13 protein-coding genes are annotated in these 14,634 nt (G+C 73.7%); 7 read left to right on the top strand and 6 right to left on the bottom strand.

The annotated features are described in order from the left end of the window. The first annotated feature begins 397 nt into the window (after positions 1-397). On the top strand, positions 398-1,333 hold the full coding sequence (locus tag JT723_RS33345; RefSeq protein ID WP_205048630.1) for a heavy metal transporter: 936 nt from the start codon (positions 398-400) through the stop codon (positions 1,331-1,333). A gap of 270 nt (positions 1,334-1,603) precedes the next feature. Beyond that, entirely contained in the window at positions 1,604-1,915 is a 312-nt protein-coding gene (locus tag JT723_RS33340) for an ATP-binding protein (protein WP_205048629.1), read from the top strand. A gap of 192 nt (positions 1,916-2,107) precedes the next feature. Here JT723_RS33340 and dapC read toward each other — a convergent pair whose 3' ends face one another. Continuing rightward, positions 2,108-3,205, bottom strand: coding sequence for a succinyldiaminopimelate transaminase (gene dapC, locus JT723_RS33335; RefSeq protein WP_205048628.1), 1,098 nt, complete (start codon positions 3,203-3,205; stop codon positions 2,108-2,110). A gap of 141 nt (positions 3,206-3,346) precedes the next feature. Then, a complete protein-coding gene (fdxA, locus tag JT723_RS33330) occupies positions 3,347-3,667 on the bottom strand; it encodes a ferredoxin (protein ID WP_033171714.1) in 321 nt (106 codons plus the stop codon). Positions 3,668-3,775: 108 nt separating this feature from the next. Between fdxA and JT723_RS33325 the strand changes: the two genes are divergently transcribed. Then, positions 3,776-4,753, top strand: coding sequence for a GNAT family N-acetyltransferase (locus tag JT723_RS33325; protein WP_205048627.1), 978 nt, complete (start codon positions 3,776-3,778; stop codon positions 4,751-4,753). Then, entirely contained in the window at positions 4,750-5,547 is a 798-nt protein-coding gene (locus JT723_RS33320; RefSeq protein WP_205048626.1) for a transglutaminase-like domain-containing protein, read from the top strand. Before JT723_RS33325 ends, JT723_RS33320 begins: the two co-directional genes overlap by 4 nt. A gap of 414 nt (positions 5,548-5,961) precedes the next feature. Here JT723_RS33320 and JT723_RS33315 read toward each other — a convergent pair whose 3' ends face one another. From JT723_RS33315 to JT723_RS33305, 3 genes are read right to left on the bottom strand one after another with little or no spacing between them, the layout of a single operon-like run. Next, positions 5,962-6,582 carry a response regulator transcription factor gene (locus JT723_RS33315; RefSeq protein WP_205048625.1) on the bottom strand — a complete coding sequence of 207 codons (621 nt, stop codon included), beginning with the start codon at positions 6,580-6,582 and terminating at the stop codon, positions 5,962-5,964. 24 nt (positions 6,583-6,606) lie between these two features. Continuing rightward, entirely contained in the window at positions 6,607-6,933 is a 327-nt protein-coding gene (locus JT723_RS33310) for a nuclear transport factor 2 family protein (protein WP_205048624.1), read from the bottom strand. 47 nt (positions 6,934-6,980) lie between these two features. Beyond that, a complete protein-coding gene (locus tag JT723_RS33305; RefSeq protein ID WP_205048623.1) occupies positions 6,981-9,956 on the bottom strand; it encodes a SpoIIE family protein phosphatase in 2,976 nt (991 codons plus the stop codon). 216 nt (positions 9,957-10,172) lie between these two features. Between JT723_RS33305 and JT723_RS33300 the strand changes: the two genes are divergently transcribed. The 3 genes from JT723_RS33300 to JT723_RS33290 are packed head-to-tail and all read left to right on the top strand — an operon-like array spanning position 10,173 to position 13,169. Beyond that, on the top strand, positions 10,173-11,162 hold the full coding sequence (locus JT723_RS33300; RefSeq protein ID WP_205048622.1) for an ABC transporter ATP-binding protein: 990 nt from the start codon (positions 10,173-10,175) through the stop codon (positions 11,160-11,162). Then, on the top strand, positions 11,159-11,899 hold the full coding sequence (locus JT723_RS33295; RefSeq protein ID WP_205048621.1) for an ABC transporter permease: 741 nt from the start codon (positions 11,159-11,161) through the stop codon (positions 11,897-11,899). The genes JT723_RS33300 and JT723_RS33295 overlap by 4 nt, the downstream gene beginning before the upstream one ends. Before the next feature lie 31 nt (positions 11,900-11,930). Next, entirely contained in the window at positions 11,931-13,169 is a 1,239-nt protein-coding gene (locus JT723_RS33290) for a sensor histidine kinase (protein ID WP_205048620.1), read from the top strand. A 6-nt stretch (positions 13,170-13,175) separates the two neighbouring features. Here JT723_RS33290 and JT723_RS33285 read toward each other — a convergent pair. After that, on the bottom strand, positions 13,176-14,634 hold a 1,459-nt coding region (locus tag JT723_RS33285; RefSeq protein WP_205048619.1), incomplete at its 5' end, for a hypothetical protein.

The following is a 14,634-nucleotide window of genomic DNA, read 5'->3' as shown; positions in this document are numbered from 1 at the left end:
TCCGGTGCGTCGTGATTGGGCGCGCAGTTCCCCGCGCCCCCAGGTGATTGCCACCTGCGGTGAGCTCGCACCTTCCGGTGCGTCGTGGCTTGTCGCGCAGGTCCCCGCGCCCCTGGGTGTTGTCCCCTTCCCGCAAAGCTGGCGTTTTCAGGGGGCGCCTTCGGCGCAGGAGGGTGAGCGTTTTCAGGGGGTGCCGTCTGCCGGGGAGGGTGAGCGTTTTTCAGGGGCGCGGGGAACTGCGCGCCCAGCCCGAACGGGCGGAGAGGAAGCAACGCCACCGCAAGGGGCAGGACCTCAGGGGCGCGGGGAACTGCGCGACAAGCCCCCACCGGGGGGAGGCGGGCCGGCGGGCGCCAGGCGGCGCGAGGGCGGGGCGGGGAGCCGGTAGGGTCGGGATGTGTCGACGTCAGGGGCCGCTTCGGCGAGAAGACCACGCCGCATCGCGAGCTGCACGCTGAGTGCGTTGGTGGTGCTGGCGGCGGCCGCGTATGCCGCCTACCACTTCACCGAAAAGTCCCCGCAGGAAGCGGGTTGCAAGGTCACCTCGGACGACGTGACCCTGGAGCTGACGCAGTCGCAGGCCGCGAACGCCGCGACCATCGCCGCGGTGGGCACGTCCCGCGGACTGCCGGAGCGCGCGGTGACGATAGCGCTGGCAACGGCCTTGCAGGAGTCCCGCCTTGACAACCTGGACCACGGGGACCGGGACTCGCTGGGGCTGTTCCAGCAGCGCCCGTCGCAGGGCTGGGGCACCGTGCAGCAGGTGCAGGACCCGGTGTACTCGACGAACGCCTTCTACGACCGGCTGGTCAAGATCAAGGGCTACACGGGCCTGCCCCTGACCGTGGCGGCGCAGAAGGTGCAGAAGAGCGGCTACCCGGACGCGTACGCGAAGCACGAGGCGGACGCCACGCTGCTCACGGCGGTGCTGGTCGGCCGCAAGGCGGGTGCGCTGAGCTGTACGACGGGTGCGGACCGGGCGGACAGTGCGGGCGGTGCGCCCGGCGACACCGCGGTGGTGGCCACGTCGCTGAAGCGGGAGTTCGGCTCGGGGGCGCGGCCGAGGACGGCGGGTGAGCCGGCCCGTACGGTGGGCGTGCCGGCCGCTCCGGCCCGCGGCGGGGCCGCGGGGGACACGGTCCGCCGGGGCTGGCAGCTGGCGCAGTGGTCGGTGGCGCACGCGCACGACCTCAGGGTCGAGGCGGTGTCCTTCGCCGGCATGGAGTGGCGGGCGGAGCGCTCCGGCAGCGGGTGGCGCAAGGCGGCGGAGGACGCGGGCGGGAAGTCCGACGGTGCCGGCGGCGGATTCGTACGGATCACCGTCGCGCAGTAGTGCCCGCCGTCACCCGGGAGGGGTTTTCCCGGCGCCGGGCGTACGGTGGGCGGCGCATTGCCGAGCCGTTCGCCGATTCCGCTGTCCGGCCTGGGGTGTGACGTTCTTTCACGGTGCCGGCCGGGTCATATCGGCCGTCCGTTATATCCGTTGTGCCGCATGCGTATTATGCGACGCATTGCGCATTCTTTACCTTGTGCGACCGCAACCTTACGGCCCGCCCGCCGATAGTCACGGCGTTGTTGGAGACCACTCGCCGCAAGGAGCGCCATGTCCCTCCCCCTCCCGCGCCGGATCGCCCGGGCCGCCCTGCTGGTCGGTGCCGCGGCCGCACCGCTGGTCGCCGCGGGGGCCGTGCACGCCGCCGCGCCCGGCCCGGCGGTGGGCGGCCTGACCGCCCTGGACGGCGCCACGCTCAAGGGCGCCTCGCTGGGCTCCGCGAGCGCCGCGCAGGCCACCGACGCGGCGGGCCGCATCGTCGGCGCCACTGCCGAGTCCCTCCCGGTGAACGGCGCCCTGCCGAACACCGGCGCGCTGCCCGCCACCGACCAGCTCCCGCTGAAAGCCCTCCCCCTGGGCTAGGCCGTGTTTTGGAAGTAGCGCCGTCCGCCCACAGGGCGGGCCCCGCGGCGTCTGGTGCGTGCGATCGCAAGGCGGAGGGTCGTCCTCGTAGTGGGCCTACTCGGACGACTCCGACAACGCAGCGAGCGTGCGTGCCAGGCGTCGCGGGGCAGGCGGGACTTCCACAACACGGCCTAGCGGGCGCGCAGGCGGTCAGGCCAGCCGGGACACCGCCGCGGCCACGCGCTCGTCGGTCGCCGTCAGGGCCACGCGGACGAATTCCGCTCCTGCCGGGCCGTAGAACTCGCCGGGGGCCACCAGGATGCCGCGCTTGGACAGGTCGGCCACCGTCTCCCAGCAGGGCTCGCCGCGGGTCGCCCACAGGTAGAGGCTGGCCTCGCTGTGCTCGATGCGGAAGCCGGCCCCTTCGAGTGCGGTGCGCAGGGCGGTGCGGCGGCGGGCGTAGCGCTGCTTCTGCTCGACCGCGTGGGCGCGGTCGCCGAGCGCCGCGGCCATCGCGGCCTGGACGGGCTGCGGCACGATCATGCCGGCGTGCTTGCGCACCGCCAGGAGTTCCGCCACGACCGCGGGGTCGCCGGCCAGGAAGGCGCCGCGGTAGCCGGCGAAGTTGGACCGCTTGGACAGCGAGTGGACGGCGACCAGTCCGTCGTGGCTGTCGCCGCAGACGTCGGGGTGCAGCACCGAGACCGGCTCCGTGCCCTCCCAGCCCAGTTCGATGTAGCACTCGTCGGACACCACGAGGATGCCGTGCTCGCGCGCCCAGCCGACGACGCGGCGCAGCTCCGCGGCACCCAGCACCTGCCCGGTGGGGTTGGAGGGGCTGTTGAGCCACAGCAGCCTGACCCGCGCCGGGTCCAGCTCGGCGACCGGGTCGCGGTAGGTGACCGGCTCGGCGCGGGCGATCAGCGCGCCGATCTCGTACGTCGGGTAGGCCAGCTCGGGGTAGCCCACCTGGTCGCCCTCGCGCAGGTCGAGCAGCGTCGGCAGCCAGCCGACGAGTTCCTTGGAGCCGATCAGCGGCAGCACGTGCCGCGGGTCGGCGACGGCCACGCCGTGCCAGGTGCGCAGGTAGTCCGCGGCGGCGGCGCGCAGCGTTGCGGTGCCGTACGTCAGCGGGTAGCCGGGGCTGTCGGCGGCGGCGGTGAGCGCCTGCCTGACCACCTCGGGCACCGGGTCCACGGGGGTGCCCACAGAGAGGTCCACGGCGCCGTCGGGGTGCGCGGCGGCGGCCGCCTTGTACGGCTCCAGGCGGTCCCACGGGAAGACCGGCAGACGGGCGGAAATACTCACGTGCTCACACTCTCAGAGTCCTGCCGGTACGCCACGACCCCGTACGGCGCTGCGGCGCGTACGGGGCCGTGGCGGAAGACGCCCTCGGGGCGCGGCGTGCTGGCTTTCGTACCTGGTGCAGGGTGGTGCGTACCTGGTGCGTTACTGGTTCTGCGGGGACAGCTCGGCGATGAAGGGGTGGTCGCGCTCGATCAGTCCGAGCTTCGACGCGCCGCCGGGAGAGCCCAGCTCGTCGAAGAACTCGACATTCGCCTTGTAGTAGTCCTTCCACTCCTCAGGAGTGTCGTCCTCGTAGAAGATGGCCTCAACCGGGCAGACCGGTTCGCACGCGCCGCAGTCGACACATTCGTCCGGGTGGATGTACAAGGACCGAGCGCCCTCGTAGATGCAGTCGACCGGGCACTCTTCGATGCACGCCTTGTCCTTGACGTCGACACAAGGCTGCGCGATGACGTAGGTCACGCTGTCGTTCCTCCTCGATAGGGCTCATCTCGCGCGGGAGCGCGGCGTCGTCGATGCCCGCACCTAGTATCTCCGTTCCTGGGCACGAACCGAACAGGAGGGGCACGCATGCCAGCGGATTTCTCGGCCGGTGCGCGACTCGAAGTCCGTATCACCCCCGTTGACGTGGGAAAACGTGTATCCGTGCGGCAGTTGGCGGATGTCACTGACGGGCGCCCCACGTTCACCGATACGGTCGGTGTTCTCGCATCCTGGGACGAGGGAGTGGTGCAGATCACGCGCAGGACCGGCGAATCCGTCCGAATCGCGGAATCCGCCCTCGTGGCCGGCAAGGTCGTCCCTCCCGCACCGGTCCGGCGCGGGGCCGCTGTTCCGGCTGTGACGGACGGGGAACTCGACGCCGTCGCCGCCCGGGCGTGGCCCGCGACCGAGACCGCACCGCTCGGCGACTGGACCCTCCGGTATGCCGGCGGCTTCACCCGGCGTGCCAACTCCGTGCTGGCCGTCGGCGACCCCGGGCTGCCGCTCGACGAGGCGCTCGCCGAAGTCGAACGCTGGTACGGCGAACGCGGCGCGACCCCGTACCTCCAGCTGCCCGACTCCTCGCCGTACGCCGCAGGGGCCGCCGACCGCGGATGGGCACGCGAGGCCGACACGCTCGTCAGGACCGCGCCGCTCGCGCCGCTGACCCTGCTGCCGGACGCAGCCGAGCCCGTCGCCCTGTCCCGCACCCCCGACGCGGACTGGCTGGCCGCCTACCACCGCACAGGGGACCTTGCGGACGCGGCACTCGCCGTCGTCACCGGCGGTCCTTCCGTCTGGTTCGCCCGCACCCCCGGCGCCATCGGGCGGGCCGTCGTGGACGGGCCGTGGGCGCTCTTCGGGGCCGTCGAGGTCATACCGTCGCACCGGCGGCGCGGCCTCGCCCTGGCCGTCATGGGCGCGCTCGCCCGGCAGGCCGCCCGCGAGGGCGCCACCGCCGCCTACCTCCAGGTCGAGGCCGACAACGACGCCGCCCGCGCCCTCTACGACCGGCTCGGCTTCACCGACCACCACGGCTACCACTACCGGCGACCGGCCGCATGACCGTACCCGAACGGTTCGCCGCCGCAGCCAGGGACGAACGCCCCGACCTGGCCCACCTGTGCCTGCTCATCGGCGCCCGCGCCGAGCCCGCACTCGACGGCGACGCCGCCGACGCCGCACAGATCGAACTCGACCGGCTCGCCGGACTGCTCCCGCACGGCCTGTGCACCCCGCTGGACTGGGCCGTCGCCCTCCACCGGGTCCTCGGCGCCGGCCACGGCTTCCACGGCACACCGGGCGACTACCAGCGGCTGTCCTCCTCGCTGCTCCAGGAAGTCCTGCGGCGCCGCCGCGGCCTGCCCATCCTGCTGTCCGTCGTCTGGATCGAGGTCGCCCGCCGCGCCGGCGCCCCCGTCTACGGCGTCGCCCTCCCCGGCCACTTCGCCGTCGGCATCGGCGAGCCCGACGGCGAGCACGTGCTCGTCGACCCCTTCGACGGGGGGCGGCTCATGTCGGCCGCCGACGCGCAACTCCTCGCGGAGGGCGCGGAGTCCTTCACGCCGGCCGACCCGCTGGACGTCGTTCAGCGCATCCTCAACAACATCCGCGTCTGGGCTGCGCCGCGGCCCGAGCACCGGGCGGTCCAGCTCTGGGCGCTGGACCTGACGCTGCTGCTGCCGCGGCATCCGGCGAAGCTGCGCTACGAGCGAGCGCAGCTCCTCGTAGCCATGGGGGACTTTCTCGGCGGGGCCGCCGAGATGGACTCCTACGCCGAGGTCATCGGCACGTTCGACCCCGAGTCCGCCTCCGCCATCCGGCTCCGCGCCCGCTCCGCCCGAGCCCACCTCAACTAGGCCGTGTTTTGGGGGGTACGCCCCCTTGCCCTGCGCGCTACGCCTTCCCCTCGGCGGGGGGTGCCCAGGTGATTGCCACCTGCGGTGAGCTTGCACCTTTCGGTGGGTGGGTGAGGGTGATTGCCACTTGCGGTGGCGTTGCTTTCTACCGTTGCGTCGTGATCGGGCGCGCAGTTCCCCGCGCCCCTGAAAAACGCTCGCCCCCCTGCGCAGAGGGCGCCGCCTGAAAGCGCCAACTCTGCGGGAAGAGGGCACCCCCCAGGGGCGCGGGGAACTGCGCGCCCAGCCCGAACAGGCCGAAAGAAAGCAACGCCACAGCAAGTGGCAATCACCGAGGGGCGCGGGGGACTGTGCGCGAAACCCCTCCGGGTGGGGGAAGTGCGTCGGCGGCGGGCAGGTGGGGGGTGGGCTGGCTTACAGCCAGCCTTTTTCGCGGGCGATGCGGGCCGCCTCGGCCCGATTCCTGGCGCCGGTCTTCTGGATGGCCGTCGACAGGTAGTTGCGGACCGTGCCCTCGGAGAGCCCGAGCCGTCGGGCGACCTCCGCGTTGACGCTGCCGTCGGCCGCGGCGGTGAGGACGTCGCGTTCGCGCGCGGTGAGCGGGTCGGCCCCGTCGGCGAGGGCGGCGGCGGCCAGCGTCGGGTCGATGACGCGTTCCCCGCGCAGGACGCGGCGTACCGCTTCGGCGAGCTGCGCGGCGGGCGCGTCCTTGACGAGGAAGGCCTCCGCGCCGGACTCCATGGCGCGGCGCAGGTAGCCGGGGCGGCCGAAGGTCGTGACGATGACGACCTTCACCCGGGGGCACTCCGTGCGCAGCAGTGCCGCCGCCTCGATGCCGGTCATGCCGGGCATCTCGATGTCGAGCAGGGCCACGTCCGGCTCGTGGGCCCTGGCCGCGGCGACGACGGCGTCGCCGCGGCCGACCTGGGCGACGACCTCCATGTCGTCCTCGAGACCGAGCAGTGTCGCCAGCGCCTCCCTGACCATGGACTGGTCGTCGGCGAGCAGCACTCTGACGGGTCTCGGGGCGTTCATGGGGCTCAGCCTAGTGAGCTGCGTTCACCCGGTGATGCGCATCAGGGCGACGCGGTCGCCGCGGACGGTGAAGGCGAAGTCGGAGGGGCCGTTGTAGCCGTTGCCGCCGACCTGGGCGCTGACGGTGGTCGTGTCGCCCTCGGTGCGGCAGCCGGTGACGTCGAGCCTGACCTGCTTGCCGATGAACTCGGCGTCGCTCCATTGGCGGATGGCGTCGCGGCCGCGGAACTCGCGGCCCCAGTCGTCGACGGCGCCGTCGTCGGCGAAGGCGTGCAGGAAGTCCTCGACGGCCCCGGCGTTGGCGGCTTCCAGCGCGGCGGCGACGGGAATGGGCAGGGGTGCGTGGGTCATACCCGGCCCAACGAACGGCGGCTGCCGCCCGGCACCCGCCGAACAGGTCACAGTGCGATCCGCGCCCAGATGCACTTGCCGCCCTCGGTGTAGCGGGTGCCCCAGCGCTGGGCGGTGACGGCGACGAGTTGCAGACCGCGGCCGAACTCGTCGTCCAGCAGCGGGTGCCGTACCCGCGGGGTGGCCTGGGAGCCGTCGTAGACCTCGCAGGTGACGGAGTCGTCGGTGAGGCGCAGCAGCCGCAGCCGCAGCAGCCCGTCGACGTCGTCCGCGACGTCCGTGCCGATGCCGACGGCGTGCCGTACGGCGTTGCCGATGAGTTCGCTGACGACGAGCGTCGCGGTCTCGGTGAGGCCGGCCAGGCCCCATTCGGTGAGGCGTTCCGCGGCCAGGGCGCGGGCGCGCCGGGCGGACTCGGGGGCGCAGGGCAGGTCCCAGGCGGCGATGCGGTCGACGGGCACCCGTCCGATGGCGAGCGCGAGCAGCACCGCGTCGTCCTGCCGGTGCGGGTCGGGCGGGAGCTGGCCGCTGATGGTCTCGCACAGCAGGTCGAGCCAGGGCGCCCTGCGGTCCTCGTCGGCGGGCAGCGGAGCGCTCGCGGTGTAGCGGGTGACGAGTTCCGCGAGCTGTTCCGGGTCGCGGCCGGCGCCTTCGAGCAGGCCGTCGCTGTAGAGGACGACGACGCTGCTTTCCGGCAGTTCCTCCTCGGTGACGGGGGCGGGGACCTGCGCCTGGCCGAGCGGCTGCCCCGGGGGCAGGCAGATCTCGCCGGCCTTGCCGCCCGGCCTGACCAGGATCGGCGCCGGGTGCCCTGCACCTGCGACCCGGCAGGTGCCGGTGGTGGCGTCGTAGAGCACCAGCATGCAGGTGGCGGTGAGCGGTTCGAGGCGGCCTGCCACGTCGTTGAGGTGGGCCATGATCTCGTCGATGGGCAGGTCGAGGGCGGCGACGGTGAGGACGGCGTGCCGGATGATGCCCATGGCGATGGCCTGTTCGAGGCCGTGGCCCTTGACGTCGCCGATGACGGCGAGGGTGCGGCCGCCGGGCAGCGGGATGGTGTCGTACCAGTCGCCGCCGACCTCCTCGCCCGCGGCGAGCCGGTAGCGGGAGGCGCTGCTGACGGCGACGGTGTGCGGGAGTTCGCCGGGCAGCAGCTCCTTCTGCAGGCGTTCGGCGCGGCGCCTGGCCTCCTCGTAGAGCCGGGCCTTGCCGAGCGCCTGGGCGATGATCACCCCGACGGTGCCGAGCAGCGTCTTCTCGTGCTCGGCGAACTCGTGCGGCTCGGGCCAGCTGATGATGCACGAGCCGACCCTGCGGTCGCCGACGATGAGCGGCAGCACGGCCCAGGCGCCCCTGCCGCCGTGCTGGGCCAGCGGGGCGAGCCGCGGCCACTGGGCGTCGAGGTCGGCGAGCGAGGAGAAGAACCGCGGGGCGGCGGTGTCGGTGGCGGCGGCGAGCCGCTGCGGCCAGCCGGGGGCCTCCAGTTCCGCGCGGAATTCGGCCGGGTATCCGGTGGCGGCGACCAGCCGGGGCGCGGTTCCTGTGAGGTCCTGCACGATCAGCCCCTGCGCGGACACCATCGGCATGACGTGCTCGGTGATGGCGTCGACGACCTCGCGGGTGCCGAGCGCCCGGATCAGCGCCTGGTTCAGCTCGGTCATCCGGCGGCTGCGCTCTGCCTCGGCCTGTTCCGCGGCCTTCTGCTCGGAGATGTCGGCCATCTGGGTGGCGACGTGGCCGCCGACCTCGACGGCGCGTACCGTCCAGGAGGCGAGCCGCCCGCTGGGCTCCTCGTAGTAGGTCAGTTCCGTGGTGACGGGGGCGCCGGGTGCGGCCCGCGCCCTGGCGAGGAGTTCCGGCATGCCCTGCCCGGCGAGTTTGGGCTGCTTCTCCCAGGGGATCTGGCCGATCATCTCGGCGCCCGCGCCGCCGCCGAGGGAGCGGGCGGCGTGGTTGGCCCATTCGACGCGGTTCTCGGCGGACAGCACGTGGATGGGGTCGGGGTGCAGTTCGAGCAGGCCGACGAGCCAGGCGAGCTTGCTGCGGCGGGCGGTGACGTTCCAGGCGGTGCCGACCATGCGCACGGGGCGGCCGGTGTCGTCGTGTTCGAAGGTGGCGCGCAGTTCCAGCCAGCTGATGGCGCCCTCGCGGTCGAGCACCCGGTATTCGACGGCGTAGGGCTGGCCGGTGGCGAGCGAGGTCTCGATGGACTCCTGGACGCCGGGGCGGTCGTCGGGGTGGATGCGCTCCATCCAGGACTCGATCCTGTGGTCCCAGGTGCCGGCGTCGAGCCCGGCGGCGCTGATCAGACCGCCGGTCACCTCGTCGATGTCGAGCAGCCCGCTGTCGAGGTTCCAGCTCCAGTTCCCGACGCTGATCTGCTGCATCACCTGTTCCCTGGTGCCGATCGGCTCCTGCCACCAGGGGGTGGAGCCGCTGCGCCAGACGCGGGCGCGGGGCAGCCGGCCGCTGACGACCTCGGCGAGGCGGGTCAGGAAGCGCTGCCGCCCGTCGCCGGGGGCGGTGCCGGTGAGGACGGACAGGGCGCCGACGGCGTCGCCGTTGAGCAGCAGCGGCACGGCGAGCACGCCCCCGGCGGGTACGCCTGGCACGTCCTCGCCGCCCTCCGTGTCCCCGGCGGGCCAGGTGCGGTCCCAGGTCACCCGCAGGTGCGCCACGGCGCCGCAGGGGGCCGTGGGGGCGCCCGCGGGCAGGTCGTCCCAGCGCCGGGCGAGTGGCTCGGGAAGCCCGTTGGCGGCGGCGAGCCGCAGCGCGCCGTCGGCGGGGGCGCGCAGGTGGGCGAGGCCGCCGTAGCCGCCGAGCGCGGCGACGGCCTGCTGGAGCGCGAGCCGCAGCAGGTCGGCCTCGCCGAGCCCTTCCGCCTCCTGGAGCAGCCGCAGCCGTACGGCGTCGGCGGCGTCCTGATCCGGCCCGCCGCGTACCGCGTCCGCAGCGTCCTGGTCCGGCCCGCCGGCTACGGCGCCCGCCGCGTCCTGCTCCGGCCTGCCGGGTCCGGCAGCCATCCACTCATCACCCGCCTCGTTCGGCACCCGCCCCATTTCTCCCCATTCTTACGCCGATCGCCGCACCTGGCCGCCTGTCGTGGGGTGACACCCCGTGACGCGCGGTGACCTGGGCCGGCGGCGCGTCCGCGTACGGCACCCGTATGACATCTGTCATGCGGAAGTCACGACCTGAGGCACTGCCGGGCGGGCCGGGCGGCCGGGGAAGCTGAGCGCATGACAGTGACAGCGACGAACGGCACGACGGGGCGAACCGCGGGAGCGGGGGTGCCCGTCGTGGGCTTCACCGGGGTGAGCAAGAGCTACGGGGAGGTGCGGGCGCTGGCCGACCTGAGCCTCGAACTGCACCCGGGAGAGACGGTGGCCCTGCTCGGGCCGAACGGGGCGGGCAAGTCCACCGCGCTGGACCTGCTGCTCGGGCTGAAGAACGCCGACCGCGGGGCGGTGCGGGTGTTCGGGCGCACCCCGGAGCAGGCGATCGCCGAGGGGCGGGTCGGGGCGATGCTGCAGAGCGGCGGGCTGATGGAGGAGGTGACCGTACGGGAGCTGGTCGGGCTCGCGTGCGACCTGCACCCCAGGGCGTACCCGGTGGACCAGGTGCTGGCCGCGGCGGGGATCACCGACATCGGGGCGCGGATGGTCGACAAGCTGTCCGGCGGCCAGGAACAGCGGGTGCGCTTCGCCCTGGCCACGGCCGGCGCCAACGACCTGATCGTGCTGGACGAGCCGACCGTCGGCATGGACGTGAGCGCCCGGCAGGCCTTCTGGGCGACGATGCGCGGCCAGGTCGAGGAGGGGCGGACCGTGCTGTTCGCCACGCACTACCTGGAGGAGGCCGACGCGATCGCGGACCGGGTCCTGGTGCTGCACCAGGGCCGGCTGATCGCCGACGGCACCGCGGCCGAGATCAAGGCGCGGGCCGGCGCCCGGCGGATCACCTTCGACCTGGAGGGCACCGTCGACGAGGCCGCGCTGCGTGCGCTGCCGCACGTGGTGGGCCTGGAGGTCACAGGACCCACGGTCCGCATCCGCTCCGACGACGCGGACGCCACGACGTACGCGGTGTACGGCCTCGGCCTCTACCCGCGCAACCTGGAGGTCGCGGGGCTCGGCCTCGAACAGGCCTTCCTGGCCATCACCGACGCGGCGACCGCCGCGGGCGCAAGTGCAGCGGGCGCGGCGGACGACGAGGCGGGCAAGCGATGAACACCCTGGTCAGGCTGGAGATCGTGCGCACCCTGCGCAACCGGAAGTTCATGTTCTTCTCGGTGCTCTACCCGGGCATGCTGTTCCTGCTCATCACCGCGGGCACCGACAAGTCCAAGAAGCTCGACGGCGCGAACCTGACGTACGTCGCCTACTACATGGTGGCGATGGCCGCGCTCGGCGCGATGACCGCGGTCCTGATGGGCAATGCCGAGCGGATCGCCCGCGAGCGCGAGAAGGGCTGGGTGCGGCAGCTGCGGCTGACCGCGCTGCCCGGCCGCGGCTATGTGACGGCCAAGATCGCCTCGGCGGCGACGGTGAGCCTGCCGTCGATCGTGATCGTGCTGGTGCTGGGCGCGGCGGTCAAGGGCGTGCGCCTGGACGCCTGGCAGTGGGCGGCGATCCTGCTGTGCACCTGGGCGGGCAGCATGGTCTTCGCCGCGCTCGGGGTGGCCATCGGCTACGTCGCCACCGCGGACGTGGCCCGGCCGATCTCCATGCTGTGCTACTTCGCGATGGCGGCGCTCGGCGGCCTGTGGGCGCCCTTCACCGCCTACCCCGACTGGCTGCAGACGCTCGCCGGGTACACCCCGGGCCGCGCCTACGCGGCGCTGGGGCAGGCCGTGGAGTTCGGCGACGCACCGCACGGCAAGGACGTCGGTGTGCTGGTCTGCTACCTGGCGCTCTTCGCGGGTACGGCCGCGTGGCTGTACCGCAAGGACACCAGGAAGGCGTAGGGCCGCGGGGCGGCAGGGAGGAGCGGGGCCGATGAGCGTCGAGGCGACGCTGCGGCGGTACGAGGCGCTGCGGCCGGCAGAGCAGGGGCCGGCCGCCGGGCCGGCGCCGGACGGCCGCAAGCAGACGCTGGTCCGGCTGCTGTGGATCGCCGTGTGGCTGCTCTACATGGCCTCACCGGTCGGCGACCTCTTCGGCGGCGACTACTCGCCGGCCGTCTCGGCCCTGGCGGGCGTGGGCCTGGCCGGCTTCGTCGCGGCCTACCTGGCCGTGGTCTTCGCCCCGAGCCGGGCCGGCTTCCAGCCCTCGCAGCCCTGGGTCCGCGCCGGCATCGGGGTGCAGCTGGCCCTGTCCTTCGCCCTGTCCGCGGGCCTGGGCAAGGACTGGCTGGTGCTCTTCGTGTACGTGGCCGTCTCCTGCGGGGCCGCGCTGAAACCGGCCAGGTCGCGCTGGGCGGTGCCCGCCGTGACGGTGCTGCTGGCCGGGATGGGCGCGTGGCTGGATCCGCCGGGCGAGCTGTACCCGTCGCTGGTGGTGCCGGCGCTGCTGGGCGGCTTCTCGATGCTGGGCGTCACGCAGCTGGTGCGCACCATGAAGGAACTGCGGGAGGCCCGGCGTACGGTCGCGGAGCTGGCCGCCACCGAGGAGCGGCTGCGGCTGGCCCGCGACCTGCACGACCTGCTGGGGCACTCGCTGTCGCTGATCGCGCTCAAGAGCGAGCTGGCCGGGCGGATGCTGCCGGCCCGGCCCGGCGAGGCGGCGCAGCAGGTCGCCGACATCGAGAAGGTCAGCAGGCAGGCGCTGGTCGACGTGCGGGAGGCCGTCACCGGCTACCGCAGGCCGACGCTGGCAGGTGAGTCGGCCGCGGTGCGCGCGGCGCTGGCCGGGGCGGGAGTGAGCCTGCGCCTGCACGTCCCCGAGCTGCTGCCGGGCCTGGACCGGGACGCGGAGGGCGCACTGGCCTGGGCGCTGCGCGAGGCCGCCACGAACGTCGTACGGCACAGCGGCGCCACCTTGTGCGTGTGCGCGGTGACGCTGGACCGGGCGGCGGGGCGGGCGGTGCTGACCGTCTCGGACGACGGCCGGGGTCCCGCGCCCGCCGGCCAGGGCGAAGGCCACGGCAAGAGCCACAGAAACGGCCACGGCAACGGCCTGACGGGCCTGGCCGAGCGCCTCGCCCTGGCCGGCGGCACACTGGCCACCGGCCGGGCGGGCGACGGCGGCTTCACGCTCCGCGCGACGGTGCCGCTGACGGGGCTCGCACCGCGCTGACCGGGCTCACACCACGTTCTGCAGGGTGACCGTGCGGTCCGCGGGGTCGGTGGCGCCGAGCGCCTTGATCAGCGCCTTGGCCACGTCGTCCGGTGTCACGGGGGTCTTGGAGCCGTCGGCGCGCTTGATGAGAACCTTGTCGAACTTCGTCCCGTACAGGCCCTTGAGGGTGTCCAGATCGATGTGCGGGGCGAGCTTCCCGTCGGGCGTCGCCACCATCGTCAGGAACTGCGGGACCGTCTTGTTGAAGTCGATGGTGTGTGCCGCGTCGGCCCGCACCGTCACCTTGCCCGACATCGCCGCCTTGCCGAAGCCGTTGACGGCCTTGTCCAGTTCTGCCTGCGAGACCTTCGGCGGCGCGGTGGCCGCGTTGAGCACGACGGCCGCGTCGGTGCCGGTCTCGGCGCGCGTGCGGTAGGCGGCCTCGACCTGCGCGGTCGCCGCGACCAGGTCAAGCGTCCTGCGCGGGGTGCCGGGCACGCCTATGGCCTTGTGGTCCTCGAACCGCACCATCGCGTCGGTGCCGCCGCCACCGGTTCCGGCCAGCGTCTGGAGCGCGGCCTTGAGCTTGTCCTCGTCCATGACGAAGACCGGGTCGGCGGTACGGCTGCCGCCGAAGAGGGAGCCGATCACCGAGACCGGGTTGTAGTCGGCGTGCGCGACCTGCCGCACGGTCGCGTCGGTGTCGATGGCCAGGCCCGCCACGGACGGCTTGAGGGTCTGCTTCTTGCCGCCGATGGTGAGCTGGATCGGAGCGGTCGCGCGGTCGCCGAGCGCGGTGTCGAGCATCTTGACGGCGGTCTCGCGGTTCTGGTTGCCGATGTCCGTGCCGAGCACGGTGGTGCCCTTGGGCACATCGGCGTGGTTCATCAGCAGCCCGGCGCCGTAGGCCACGACCAGGACGCCGCCGACGGCGACGCCCAGCAGCACGGGCTTGGAGCGGCCCTTCTTGGCGGGCTTGGCCGCCTTCGCCGCCGCGGGCTTCTCCGCGGACTCGCTGCGGGCCGGGGCCGGAGCCGGGGCGGGGGCGGCCTGGCGCGGGCCGCGCGCGGCGCCAGACGGCACCGTCGGGATGCCGCTGACCAGGGTGTCGCCCGAGGCGCCGGGGCCGCCGCCGCGCGGTCCGGGGGCGGGCGGGCGGAAGCCGTTGGGGCCTGCGGGCGGCCCGGCCGCCTCCGGCGTGACCGGCGGCACGTTCATGGACCCGGTGCCGCCGGTGGTCGGCCCGAAGGGCGCGTTCGGCGCGTCCTCGCCGCCGGGGAAGGACGGCTCGCTGGGCCGCGGCACCCCGGGCGGGAAGTCGGCGGTCCCGAAGGGCTGCGACCCGGTGTCATACGGCGAACCGGCATCGCCCGCCGACGGCACCTCGCCGCTACGGAAGGACTGCGAACCGGTGTCGTACGCGGAGCCGGCATCGCCCGCGCCAGGCACCCCACCCGTACCGAAGGACGGCGACCCCGTGTCG

Source organism: Actinacidiphila bryophytorum, assembly GCF_016916835.1.
GTDB lineage: Bacteria > Actinomycetota > Actinomycetes > Streptomycetales > Streptomycetaceae > Actinacidiphila > Actinacidiphila bryophytorum.
The sequence above is the reverse complement of the archived record's forward strand: the minus strand, read 5'-3'. Positions and strand labels throughout refer to the sequence as shown.